The organism is Sphingomonas sp. SP1 (assembly GCF_058313395.1).
This window is the reverse complement of record NZ_JBZFLC010000001.1, coordinates 414,369-426,601: the sequence shown is the minus strand read 5'-3', so window position 1 is coordinate 426,601 and position 12,233 is coordinate 414,369. Positions and strand designations below refer to the sequence as shown.

General features: G+C 66.0%; 8 protein-coding genes. 5 read left to right on the top strand and 3 right to left on the bottom strand.

The features are described 5' to 3' along the window. Nucleotide 1: 1 nt before the first annotated feature. On the bottom strand, nt 2-880 hold the full coding sequence (gene lgt, locus AC4GYS_RS02205) for a prolipoprotein diacylglyceryl transferase (protein WP_491107475.1): 879 nt from the start codon (nt 878-880) through the stop codon (nt 2-4). 74 nt (nt 881-954) lie between these two features. On the opposite strand from lgt, the gene AC4GYS_RS02200 reads away from it, so the two are divergent. The 5 genes from AC4GYS_RS02200 (at nt 955) to AC4GYS_RS02180 (ending at nt 6,722) form a co-directional block, all read left to right on the top strand. Continuing rightward, nucleotides 955-2,625 (top strand): class I adenylate-forming enzyme family protein, encoded by a 1,671-nt coding sequence (locus AC4GYS_RS02200; protein ID WP_491107474.1) that lies wholly within the window; start codon nt 955-957, stop codon nt 2,623-2,625. Further along, complete coding sequence (locus AC4GYS_RS02195; RefSeq protein ID WP_491107473.1) at nt 2,622-4,628, top strand: molybdopterin cofactor-binding domain-containing protein; 2,007 nt, start codon at nt 2,622-2,624, stop codon at nt 4,626-4,628. The genes AC4GYS_RS02200 and AC4GYS_RS02195 overlap by 4 nt, the downstream gene beginning before the upstream one ends. A gap of 3 nt (nt 4,629-4,631) precedes the next feature. Continuing rightward, nucleotides 4,632-5,639: a ferrochelatase gene (hemH, locus tag AC4GYS_RS02190; protein ID WP_491107472.1), complete on the top strand. Its 1,008-nt coding sequence runs from the start codon at nt 4,632-4,634 to the stop codon at nt 5,637-5,639. A gap of 30 nt (nt 5,640-5,669) precedes the next feature. Further along, nucleotides 5,670-6,392, top strand: coding sequence for an acetoacetyl-CoA reductase (phbB, locus tag AC4GYS_RS02185; protein WP_491107471.1), 723 nt, complete (start codon nt 5,670-5,672; stop codon nt 6,390-6,392). An 87-nt stretch (nt 6,393-6,479) separates the two neighbouring features. After that, nucleotides 6,480-6,722, top strand: coding sequence for a ribbon-helix-helix domain-containing protein (locus tag AC4GYS_RS02180; RefSeq protein WP_491107470.1), 243 nt, complete (start codon nt 6,480-6,482; stop codon nt 6,720-6,722). On the opposite strand, the gene AC4GYS_RS02175 is transcribed toward AC4GYS_RS02180, so the two are convergent. Next, nucleotides 6,696-7,562, bottom strand: coding sequence for an ATP-grasp domain-containing protein (locus AC4GYS_RS02175; protein ID WP_491107469.1), 867 nt, complete (start codon nt 7,560-7,562; stop codon nt 6,696-6,698). The genes AC4GYS_RS02180 and AC4GYS_RS02175 overlap by 27 nt on opposite strands. Next, on the bottom strand, nt 7,562-12,208 hold the full coding sequence (locus tag AC4GYS_RS02170; RefSeq protein WP_491107468.1) for an NAD-glutamate dehydrogenase: 4,647 nt from the start codon (nt 12,206-12,208) through the stop codon (nt 7,562-7,564). The genes AC4GYS_RS02175 and AC4GYS_RS02170 overlap by 1 nt, the downstream gene beginning before the upstream one ends. Between the last annotated feature and the right edge of the window lie 25 nt (nt 12,209-12,233).

The window sequence follows — 12,233 nt, the reverse complement described above, 5'->3', positions numbered from 1 at the left end:
GTCAGGCCACGCTCTCCGTCCCCGCGATCGGCTCGACGCGCTGCCGGCGACCCTTGGCCGTGGCCATGAGATAGGCGCCGCCAAGGATCATCGGCACGCACAGCCACTGGCCCATGTGGAGGCCGGTCGCCTGCGCGAACTCGACCAGGTGCGCGTCCGGCTCGCGGATGAACTCGACGCCGAAACGGAACAGGCCGTAGAACAGCAGGAAGGCCCCGACCAATTTACCTGGCTCGTAGCGAGAGCGGGTCTTCCAGAACATCCAGGCGAGGATGGCGAACAGAACGATGCCCTCCAGCGCCGCCTCATACAGCTGGCTTGGATGCCGCGGCGGGCCAAGGACGGTGACGCCGCCCACCACCTCGGGAAATCGCACGGCCCAGGGCACGGACGTGGGAGCACCCCACAGCTCGGCATTGACGAAGTTGGCGAGGCGGCCGGTGAACAGGCCGATCGGCACCACGCAGGCGACATAGTCATGGACGCGGAGCCAGTTCAGCTGCTGCTTCCAGGCGAGATACAGGATGCCGACGCTGGTCCCGATGACGCCGCCATGAAAGCTCATGCCGCCATCCCACAGCTTCACGATCTCCAGCGGGTTCTCGAGATAGAAGCCGGGCCGATAGAACAGGACGTAGCCGAGGCGACCGCCGAAGATGACGCCCAGCGCGGCGTAGAACACCAGATCGTCGGCGTGGCGGCGGGCCATCGGCGCGCCGGGCTGCTTCAGCAGTTTCAGCATGTACCAATAGCCGAGGGAGATGCCGGCCAGATAGGCCAGGCTGTACCAGCGCAGCTCGAAGAAGCCGAGGTCCAGCGCCACTGGCGACAGGCCGAGGTCGGTCCAGGCGATGCCGCCGGAAGATGGTGGAATGGTCATCGCTTAAGCTCTTCCCCCTTTGGGCTCGCCGCCTCATAAGAGCGCCCGACGGAAACGCCAAGGAGAGCGACACGATGCCCAGTGAACTCGACCAACGCTACGACGCAGTGTTGGCCGCGGTTACCGGGCCCGGCGGGCGCATAGTCGTCGGCAAGGACGACCAGGCGCGCACCGTCGTCACCAACTTTCCCGCCACCTTGCCGGCGTTCTTCAAGACTTTCTGTGCGGTCAACGGTCAGGTGGAAGGCGTCATCTGCGGCCCCGACCGGCTGACCTTCGCGGAGCTTGATCGCATATCCGACGATCTCGCACGCGCGCTGGTGGCTCATCATGACATTGCGAAAGGCGACCGGCTCGCGATCGCCATGCGCAACTGCCCGAGCTGGATCATCACCTACATGGCCGCGGTCAAGGCGGGGGCGGTCGCGACCCTGCTCAACGGCTGGTGGCAGGCGCACGAAATGCTCCATGCGCTGGAGCTGACGAATCCCAAGCTGATCATTGCCGACGCAGCCCGGGCCCAGCGCATTGCGGCCGCCTGCGGTCCCTGGCCGATCGTGACCCTGCCGGTAGACCAGCACCACGGCGCCGCGCTGCAGCCGCTGCTGAAGGAAGGCGCGCCGCTCGGCACCCATCTGCCTGAGATCGGGCCGGAAGACGACGCGACCATTTTGTTCACGTCGGGCTCCACCGGCGAGGCGAAAGGCGCGCTGTCGAGCCACAAGGCCGTGACCCAAGGGGTCTACACCTATGCTGCGTCGATCATGTGCCTGCTGGGGATCATGCAAAGCCAGGGCCGCGCGCCCGCCAACCCTCCCAAGACGCTGGTCAACGTGCCCCTGTTTCACGTCACCGGCGAAATCCCCGTCATGCTGAACAGCTTTGTCATCGGGCGCGGAATGGTGCTGATGCCCAAGTGGGACGCGGGCGAGGCGCTGCGGCTCATAGAGGCAGAGCGGATCACCTATTTCGTCGGCGTGCCCACCATGAGCCTCGAGCTGATGAATCATCCCGCTCGTGGCCAGTACGACCTGTCGACCCTGACCGACATCGCGGCGGGCGGCGCACCGCGCCCGGTCGCGCATGTGCAGCGGCTGAAGGAAAGTTTCGGGGATGCGCAGCCGGCGCTGGGATATGGGCTGACCGAAACCAACGCGGTCGGCTGCGGCAACTACTGGCAGAATTATACGGAAAAACCGGCTTCGACCGGACGGGCCCTGCCATTCGTCGAGATCGCGATCCTCGGCGCCCATGACGCCCATTTGCCGACCGGCGAACGGGGCGAGGTCGCAATCCGGTCGGCCGCCAATATCAAGGGCTATTGGAAGAACCCGGATGCGACCGCCTCCGCGTTCACCGCCGATGGGTTCTTTCGTACCGGCGATATCGGTTACCTCGACGAGGACGACTATCTGTTCATCGTCGATCGCAAGAAAGACATCATCATCCGCGGCGGCGAGAATATCAGCTCGGCCGAGGTGGAAGCAGCGATCTACGCCTGCGATAGCGTTCGCGAAGCCGCGGTGTTCGGCGCGCCCGACGAGCGCCTGGGCGAGATCCCGGTCGCGGTCGTGCTGCCGGCGGAGGGCGTCGACCTGACGGAGGAGGACCTGCGCGACTTTCTCGCCGCGCGGCTGGCCGGGTTCAAGGTGCCCGGCCGCTTCATCTGGGCATCCGAAGCACTGCCGCGGCTCGGCACCGGCAAGATCGATCGGGTCGCGCTCAAGGCGCAATACGCCGCTTGAAGCTTGACCGGCGAACGCTGCTGGTCGGCGGGGGCGCCGGCGTCGGGCTGGTCGTGGCATGGGGCCTGTGGCCGCGCACCTACGCGCCCGGCCTTAGCGCCGGTCCGGACGAGCAGGTGTTCGGCCATTATCTCAGGATCGGTGCCGACGGTCGGGTGACGGTTGCCGTTCCGCAGGTTGAAACCGGGCAGGGGGTCTGGACCAGCCTGCCGCAACTGCTGGCCGACGAACTCGGCGCGACATGGGAGAGCGTCGGGGTCGAACCGGCGCCGCCCGGACCCCCATACCGTAACGCGCTTGGCAGCGAGTGGGGAGAAGGACGGATTACCGCCGGTGCGACGTCTGTGCGGGCGTTCGGGCCCGTGATGCGCCAGGCAGGAGCAGCAGCCCGAACGCTGCTATGCCGCGCCGCCGCCGAACAATGGGGCGTCGCTGCGGCCGAATGCGATACCGCCAACGGGTTCGTCATGCATGAAGGCAAGCGGCTAGCCTTCGCCAAGGTCGCGGAACGTGCCGCAAGTTTTCGACTGCCGGCCGACACACCGCTGCGTCCCGCTGGCACCGGCCTGCTGTCGAGCCGATCGGTGGCAAGGCTGGATGGGCCGCCAAAGGTGGACGGATCGCTGCGGTTCGCCGCCGATGTGCGTTTGCCCGAAATGATCTATGCCGCGGCTCGTCTCGGCGATGTCGCCGGGCACCGGGGCGGGCGTGAGGTTCATGCCGGTGAAGGCTGGATCGCTGCCGTGGGGCCGACGGGCTGGGCGGCCGAGCAAAGGCTGGCGGCCTCCAACCCTCGCTTCAACGCTCCGCCGGACGGCACCGACGATGCGCTGGATCATGCGCTGGCTCAGGCCCTTGAAGCAGGTCCGGTCGACGTCGGGGTGCGAATCGGCGAGGGGGACCTCTCCGGGCGAACCGTCAGTGCCGAATATCGGATGGCTCCGATGCTGCACCTTGGCCTTGAGCCGATCGCGGCGACAGCCCGGATGCGCAACGGCAGGCTCGAGGTTTGGGCACCGACGCAAGCGCCCGACGAAACCCGTCGAGCGGCTGCCGCGGCCACCGGGCTTAGCGCGGACGAAGTGCTGCTTTATCCCATGCCGGTCGGCGCAGCCGATGGACGCGCCCTCCACGCGGATGCCGCCCCAATCGCGGCAACGCTGGCCGCCAAGCTCGGCAAGCCTGTGCAGGTCAGCATCGCTCCAAACTGGTCGCGGCGGGCGGAGCGGCCTCTTTCGCCCGCGAAAGCCAAGGTGCGGGCGCAACTCGGGCCGGACAATCGATTGCTGGGCTGGCACGGCAAGGCGGTCGGTGCGACGGAAAGCGACTTTCCCTATGAGATTCCGTTGGTCCGGCTTGAGCAGGCGAGTGCCGACCTGCCGCTCCCCCGCGGATATATGCGCGGCGGCGAACATTTCTTTTCCGCGTTCGTCCGCGAAAGCTTCGTGGACGAGCTTGCGCGCCGCAACGGCTTCGAGCCGCTCGCTTTTCGCATCGCCATGCTCGGCCGTGAACCGCAGCTCGCCCGGGTACTGTCCGCCGCCGCGACGATCGGAGGATGGGATGGCGGCGGGCCGGGAAGCAGTATGGGGGTGGCGTGTCACCAGGCCTATGGCAGCTATATCGCGCTGCTTGCGAGCGCGACGGTCGGCGCGGGCGGGCAGGTTCAGGTCGACCGGCTGGTCGCAGCAGTCGATTGCGGGCGAATGATTAATTCCGGAATTGTGCGGCAACAGGTGGAAGGAAACCTGCTCGGCGCACTGGCGCTGGTCACTTCTCCCAAAGCTTCGTTCCGGCATGGCATGCCAATCGGTGGTCCCTCCGCAGCACCAAGATTGCGGGCGACGCCCTCCATCAGCGTCGAACTGATCCCCAGCACTGCTCCGCCGGGCGGTCTGTCAGGCCTCCCCATGGCCGTATTGGCGCCCGCCGTGGCCAACGCCATTGCAGCGGCGACCGGGCGCCGCTTGCGCTCTCTACCCTTCGACCCGATGTCTGCCTGATCAATGATCCCACCGCCCGACCATCCCGCCATCCCGCCGCGCAAGGTGGGAGTGCTGCTCATCAACCTCGGCACGCCCGATGCGCCGGAGGCGCCTGCCGTGCGCCGCTATCTGGCCGAGTTCCTGTCCGACCGTCGCGTGGTCGAAATCTCGGCGATCGCATGGAAGCCGATCCTGCACGGCATCGTCCTCCGCACTCGGCCGGCCAAGTCGGCTCATGCCTACAAGCAGGTCTGGACAGACGAAGGCTCGCCGCTTGCAGCCATCACTGCTCGGCAGGCCCGCGGGTTGCAGGAGCGGCTGGGTGATGCAGCCTTGGTCGAATGGGCGATGCGGTATGGCAATCCCGGGATCCGGCCGGCGATCGACAAGATGGTCGCGGCCGGCGTCGACCGTCTGCTGGTGGCTCCGCTCTACCCGCAATATTGCGCGGCAACGACCGCGACGGCCAACGACACCGTCTTCTCCATGCTTGCGGAAATGCGCTGGCAGCCGGCGCTCAGGACGCTGCCGCCCTACTTCGACGATGCCCCCTACATCGATGCGCTTGCAGCCGATCTCCAGGCCCAGCTCGCCCGTCTGGAATTCGAACCGCAAAGGCTGTTGCTGAGCTTTCACGGCATGCCCCAGCGGACGCTGCGCAAGGGCGATCCCTATCATTGCCATTGCCGGAAGACTGCACGGCTGTTGTCCGAGCGCATGGCAATTCCCATCGACACGGCGTTTCAGTCGCGCTTCGGCCGCGACAAGTGGCTGGAACCCGCCACGGAGGATGTGCTGGCCGCTTATCCTGCCCAGGGTGTGTCCCGGATCGCGATCGCGGCGCCTGGCTTTTCCGCCGATTGCATTGAGACGATCGAGGAACTGGGCATCCGCGGCCGGGAAACCTTTGTCGAAGCGGGCGGAACCCATTTCGCGCGGCTGGAGTGCCTTAACGACCGAGCCGACGGCATGACGATGCTGGAACAGCTGGTGCGCCGCGAACTTGCCGGGTGGGTGGCGCCCGCTTAGGCTTCTCCGTTTTACGGAGGAGAGCATCGCATGGCACGGGTGGCGATCGTTACGGGCGGAACGCGCGGAATTGGCGAGGCGATCAGCGTCGCCCTCAAGGACATGGGAATGACCGTCGCCGCCAATTATGCTGGCAATGACGAGCGCGCGCGTCAGTTCACGGAGCGGACCGGGATCCGTGCATTCAAATGGGACGTCTCGGACTACGAGGCTTGTCAGGCCGGCGTGCGTGACGTCGAAGCAGCGCTCGGGCCAGTGGACATTCTGGTGAACAACGCCGGCATCACCCGCGACACCACCATGAAGCGCATGGATCACCAGAAATGGCAGGATGTGATCGACACCAACCTCGGCGGTTGCTTCAATATGGCCAAGGCGGTGTTCGAGGGGATGCAATCGCGCGGTTACGGCAGAATCGTGAACATCGGATCGATCAATGGCCAAGCCGGCCAATATGGCCAGGTCAATTACGCCGCGGCCAAGTCGGGCATCCACGGCTTCACCAAGGCGCTGGCCCAGGAGGGCGCACGCAGCGGCGTGACCGTGAACGCGATCGCGCCGGGGTACATCGATACGGATATGGTGGCGGCGGTGCCCGAGGACGTTCTCGGCAAGATCGTTGCCCGAATCCCCGTCGGGCGGCTCGGCCGAGCGGACGAGATCGCCCGCGGGGTTGCGTTCCTGGTCGATGAGAATGCCGGTTTCGTGACCGGATCGACACTGTCGATCAACGGCGGCCAGCATATGTACTGATCGGGTGGCGAACCTCGGGCGTTCTGCGACGTTGAGGTGACATAAAGGCGATGCGGAATACCTCCCGTCGCTCACATGGAGCACTTCTTGTCAGAAGCAGTCACCTATTCGCCGCCCGTCAAGCGATCGGTGCTGATTGCGGGTCACCCGACCAGTGTCAGCCTGGAACCCATTTTCTGGAGCGCGCTGGAAATCGCGGCGCGGGATGCGGCCCTTCCGGTCAATGCGCTGGTGGCGGAAATCGATGCCGCGCGGATGAATGTCGCTGAGCCGCCCAACCTGACCAGCGCGATCCGCCAGTGGCTATTTGGCCGCGCGCTCGGCGGCTGAGCAAATCGCCTGGGCAAAGCGCGGCTTGGCCTGTTCGGCGCAGTGCAGAAAGAGGGCGGGCTCGATCAGCTCGAGCTCGATGACTTGCAGCGCATTGTCCAGCCCAACGACCAGGTCCACGCGGGCGTAACTCGTCTGTGCCGGCGCAGCGGCGAGCGCCGCCTGCGCGATCTCGATTGCTTCGGCAGGTGGCTCGCAGGCCTGGGTCTCGCCGCCGAAATTCGGCTGCACGCGAAAGTCGCCATTGCTGGGACGCTTGACCACGCAATGGCTTGGCTCGCCGTCGAACAGGATCAGCGAATATTCGCCGACGTCGGAGATCGAATGCAGGAACGGCTGGATCATCATCCGCTGGCCATGAACATCGGTCGGAACGTGGGCGCCTTCCCCCCGCCGCAAACGATATGTGCCGCTCGCACCGGCCGAAACGGGCGGCTTCACGACCACTTGATCGGATCCCAGAGTGCCGAAGGCGGCGGCCAGCGCGGCTTCGTTGAGATGATCGACCTCCAGCGTCGGGACGGTCGGGATGCCAAGGGCCGCCAGCTCGCGCAGGTACGCCTTGTCGCCATTCCACCGCAGCACGGTCGAAGGGTTCGCAACCGCAACCCGGTCGGTCTCGAACTGATCGAGCAGATCGAGCCATTCGGCATACCGCAGGTGATAACCCCATGCGACGAGCGGGAGCACCAGATCGAAGGGCGACAGGTCGCCGGCGGCAGTCCAGGGCCGCGACGCGACCTCAGCGCCTGCTTCTCGAAGGGCCTCAGCCTGCACATGGAAAGCCCAGGCGAATGGCTCCGGATAGGCCGGGTCCGGCGTCAGGATCAGCAGGTGCATCAGCGCTGAAGCAGAATGCGGGCCTGATTGGCGATCTGTGCGAGCATGGGAATGGTCGGTGTTCCAGCTGCCCGAGCCCGGGCGATCAGGCCGCGGAATTGCTGCAGCCGGTCGGCATGCCGCTCGCTCCACCGTTCCACCGCCTGTTCCAGGTCGTCGCTGCGCGCCCGGCTGATCCAATCGAGCCGAAGCTGCTCATATTCGCGGGCAAGCCCCGACACCAGCAGCCGCTCCCATTGATCGGCAGGCGCAAAGCGGCCGATCTGGCCCATCGCCCAATCGATCCCCAGCGCCTCGCCCAATCGGACATAGGCCTGGGTGAGCTTCAGCTCGTCGCTTCCCTTGCGGGCAGCAAGCGCGGCGATGCCGAACACGCCATCGAGTTCGTATAGCTTGACGAGGCCGCGGACGATCTCGGGACTTGCGCCGAGAGCTTCCAACCGCTCCTTGCGGGCCAGCGCCTCGTGCCGGACCTCCTCGCGAATGATGTAACGGGCGGCCGCGTTGACCTTGGTCATGCCGGGCTCAAGGAGTTCGACCAGCTTGCTGACACTGGTTTCGCCGCCGCTGGCGCGAAGGATGTCCGCCAGATGGGCGCGGACGCTTTGCGCTGCGGTGGCAAACAGCTCCAGCCGTGCCGCTTCCGATACCTGGGCGCCGTCGATCCGGTCCCACAGGACATCGAGCTGCAGCAGCCGTTCGGCCGCAAGGAAGGCGGCGACGACCTGTTGCAGGCTGGCACCCTCCTCCTCGGTCATGTCGAGCGCGATGCTCGGACCCAGGCGGTTGACGAACCGGTTCGCCACTTTCGTGGCCAGGATCTCGTGCCGCAGCCGATGGGCAAGGATCGCTTCCGGGTGCTTGCGACGCATGGGGGCCGGAAATGCGTCGAGCAGCTGCTCGTCCATCAGCGGATCATCGGCGAGGTGGAGGGCGACGGTGGCGTCCTTGAGGTTGATCTTGGTGAGGCTCAAAAGGACGGACAGCTCGGGCCGGGTCAATCCGCGGTTTTCCGAGACGCGGCGCAGAAGCATGTCGCTGGCGTCCAGTCCTTCGACGCGCCGGTCGAGGTTGCCGGCCGCTTCCAGCAGTTCGAGCGTGCGGACCTGCGCTGGAAGCGCTGCGGCCCCGCCGCTTTCGGCCACGGACAGGGCGAGCGTCTGGAGCCGATTATCCTCCAGTACCAGCTCGGACACCTCTTCGGTCATCCGTGCCAGCAGGAGGTTGCGATCCTCAAGACTGAGCCGCCCTTCGCGCATTTCGCGGTTGAGGGGGATTTTGATGTTCACCTCGTTGTCCGAACAGTCGACGCCGGCCGAGTTGTCGATGAAGTCGGTGTTGATGCGGCCGCCGCGGGAGGCGAATTCGATCCGGGCAGGCTGAGTGACGGCAAGGTTGGCGCCTTCGCCGATGACCCGTGCACGCATCTCGGCAGCGTCGACCCGCAGCGCGTCGTTGGCAGGATCGCCGACCTGCGCATGGGACTGCGTCGAGGCTTTGATGTAGGTCCCGATGCCCCCGAACCAGAGCAGATCCACGTCCGCCTTCAGGATGGCATTGATAAGGCTGGTCGGATCAATCTCCGCTGCCTCCAGGCCCAGTAGTTGACGCGCCTGGGGCGTAAGCTCGATCTGCTTCTGGCTGCGCGGGACGATCATCCCGCCCGGGCTGAGCAGCGCGCGGTCGTAATCGTCCCAACTGGAGCGGGACAGTTCGAACAGGCGCTGCCGTTCGGCAAAGCTGCTGGCCGGATCGGGGTCGGGATCGATGAAGATGTGCCGGTGGTCGAAGGCGGCGACCAGTTTCAGGCACTTGCTGAGCAGCATGCCGTTCCCGAAGACATCGCCCGACATGTCGCCGCAGCCGGCCACCCGGATCGATTGCGCCTGCACGTCGATGCCCATTTCACGAAAGTGGCGCTGGACCGAAACCCACGCGCCCTTCGCGGTGATGCCCATCGCCTTGTGGTCGTAACCGTTCGAGCCGCCCGAGGCGAACGCGTCGCCGAGCCAGAAGCCGCGTTCCAGCGCAATCGCGTTGGCGACGTCGGAGAAGGTCGCCGTGCCCTTGTCGGCGGCGACCACGAAATAAGGGTCGTCACCGTCGTGAATAACCACCTTCTCGGGATGGACCACTTGGTCGTCCACGATGTTGTCGGTAACCGACAGCAGAGAGCGGATGAAGATGCGATAGCTTTCCGTGCCTTCTGCCAGCCACGCTTCGCGATCCGTCGGGGCGGGGAGCTGCTTGGCATAGAAGCCGCCCTTGGCTCCAGTCGGCACGATCACAGCGTTCTTGACCAGCTGCGCCTTGACCAGGCCGAGAATTTCGGTGCGGAAATCGTCGCGCCGGTCCGACCAGCGCAGTCCGCCGCGCGCAACCGGTCCGCCGCGCAGGTGGATGCCTTCCACGCGCGGTGAATAGACCCACATTTCCCGATAGGGGATCGGCGCGGGCAGGCCGGGGATCAGCTTGGGATCAAGCTTGAAGGCCAGCGCTTCCTGCGCGGCGGGCGCGAAAGCGTTGGTGCGCAGGGTCGCTTCCACCACCGCCCGGATTCGGCGCAGGATCCGATCGTCGTCGATCCCCTTCACGCCCTCCAGCGCGTCGTCGAGGTCGCGGCGGCAAGCAGCGATGGCCGCGGCCCGGCCATCCACATTGGGCCGATGAGTCGCGGTGAATTGTTCAACGAGGGCCCGCGTTGCGGCAGGCGACCGCCGCAGTGCGTCCACGACGGTCATCAGCCCGTAAGACACGCCGGTCTGGCGCAGGTAGCGGAACCAGGCGCGCAACCACACCACCGGCTGCGGGTCGAGCCCGGCGAGCAGCACGAGCTGGTTGAACTCGTCGTTCTCGGCCCTGCCGTCGAGCACGTCGGTGATCGACCGCTCCACGGTATCGGCCCGGTCAAGGATCGCCGACAGGTCCGTGCCCGCCGGCAATTCGACCCGGAAATCGTGGATGTAGCCCAGCGTGCCTTCCCCAACTTCGGAGGGGATCTCCTCAAGCACCAGGAAACCGAAGTTTTCGAGCACCGGCACGGCGGAAGACAGGGGGATGAGCCCACTGCGGGCATAAATCTTGAGATGGAGTTCGCAGCTGCCGGGCGCCGATCGTTGGCACAGCCGGACAGCGCGCGGCGTCGCCGAGTCGAGCCGGCTAAGACGCAGAATGTCCTCGGCCGCTTCGGACGGACCGGTGCTTGCCTGATAGGCTTCGGCGAATGCGGTTTCGGCGAAGGTGATCGACAGGCGCGTGCCGCGGGCGGAGCCAACCTTGTCGGCAAGCGCTTCCTCGACCCCCGGGTGCCAGCCGCGAACCATGCTGTGCAGACGGGCGTTCAACCCGGCGCTGTCCGCCATCGGCATCCCGGCGTCGACATATTGCGTATAGCGGATGAGCGCGAGATTGCCCTCGCCGAGCTCGACCGACCAGGCCGTGATGGGCGACCCGACGGCTTCCTCAAGAAGTCCCGCCACCTGCAACCGCATCCGCGTGCTGAGATTGTCGCGCGGCAACCAGACGAAGGTGAACAGATGCCCCTTCAGGATGCTGCGCACCTGCACGAGGGCGGGACGGGGGCGGTCCGCCAGCGACATGGCGGTCAGAACCAGGTCGCGCACGCTGTCGGTGGCGAGGTTGATCAGCAGGTCGCGCGGAAGTGAGCTGATCGCGTGGCGCAGAGCCTTGCCGGAATGCCCCCGGGGATCGAAACCCAGTTGCTGATCGAGCTCCTCCAGCCGGCGGCGCAGGATCGGCACTTCCTCGACGGGGCGGATCAAGGCTTCGCTGGTCCACAGGCCGGCATAGACACCGATGCCGTCGACCTTGCCGTCGCCGACTGGGACGACGACGAGATCCATCGGCACACGGCGATGGACGGTCGATTTGCGGTCGGCCTTTGCCAGCAGCGGCACCTGCCCGCCACCGGCCAGATAATTCATTGCATTGAGGCAGCCGCCCTCATCCGTCGGCGCGCCGGGAATGCTGAAGATGCCAAGCGCGTCGGATGGAACCTGGCCGGGTCGTTCGACCTGATAGCCGAGCAGGGTCAATGCGCCTTCGGCGAACCAGCGCATGAGTTCCGCACCTTCCGCGTCAGGTGCGCGGTCGGCGTCGGCATGAAGCCGCGACTGCATCGCGCGCCAGTCGCGCACGGCCAACCGAACGTCTTCAAGGACCCCCTGAAGTTCGGCGACAAGTTCCTGCCGGGTGCGGGCGTCCGCGCGATCGAGTTCGATATACATCAACGATTCGCGCCGACTGGCATCGTCGCACAGCGGCTCCACCGTCCGAAGTTCGCCTTCGTCGTCGCGCGTCACGCAAACGACCGGATGGAGGAGGCGGTGGATGGTAAGCTGACGGCCGGCGATCGCGTTGGCCACGCTGTCGACCAGGAAGGGCATGTCGTCGTTGACGATGCCAAGGCGCATGCGGCGATTGCCGGCTTCCGATCCGCCGCGCGATTCGAGCCGGATGATGGCGCGTCCGCGCTCTCGCCGCGCTGCGACCTCGAGCAGGAAGCTGGCGGCCTCGTCCTGGTCTTCCGTCGCGAAACCCGCCGTTTCGCCGGGCAATGCGTTGAGCGTCAGGACTTCGCGCAGCGAGTCATGGAGGGACCGCGCCGCGCGCTTGGTTGCCGACATTAGCTGATTTACTCCGCCGATGATC